At 44.7% G+C, this 329-nt stretch carries 1 protein-coding gene; it reads left to right on the forward strand.

Going from position 1 to position 329, the window contains the following annotated elements; all coding sequences use genetic code 11:
- A partial coding sequence (locus Q4519_RS21810; RefSeq protein WP_303516046.1) for a contractile injection system protein, VgrG/Pvc8 family occupies positions 1-329 on the forward strand: 329 nt, incomplete at both ends.

Raw genomic sequence — 329 nt, forward strand, 5'->3', positions numbered from 1 at the left:
ATTGTTAGCCAATTTAGTGTCGGTGACACTGGCCACCATCACACCCGTTACACCCTGACTCTCACCGCCAGCATGGCGCGTTTGGCATTAAGACAAAACAGCCGTATCTTTCAACAGCTTAATGTTGCTGAAATCATCAGCATTATCTTGCAAGAAATGGGCATTACCGATTACGCCTTTGCGCAAAAATACACGCCTACCACTCGTGAATTTTGTGTGCAATACCGCGAAACCGATTTAGCCTTTGTGCAACGCTTAGCCGCGGAAGAAGGCTTGTTTTATTATTTTGAGCATGGCAAAGACAAACACACGGTTATTTTTGCTGATAA

The sequence above is a fragment of the Motilimonas sp. 1_MG-2023 genome (assembly GCF_030547455.1).
Lineage (GTDB): Bacteria > Pseudomonadota > Gammaproteobacteria > Enterobacterales > CBDFNC01 > Motilimonas.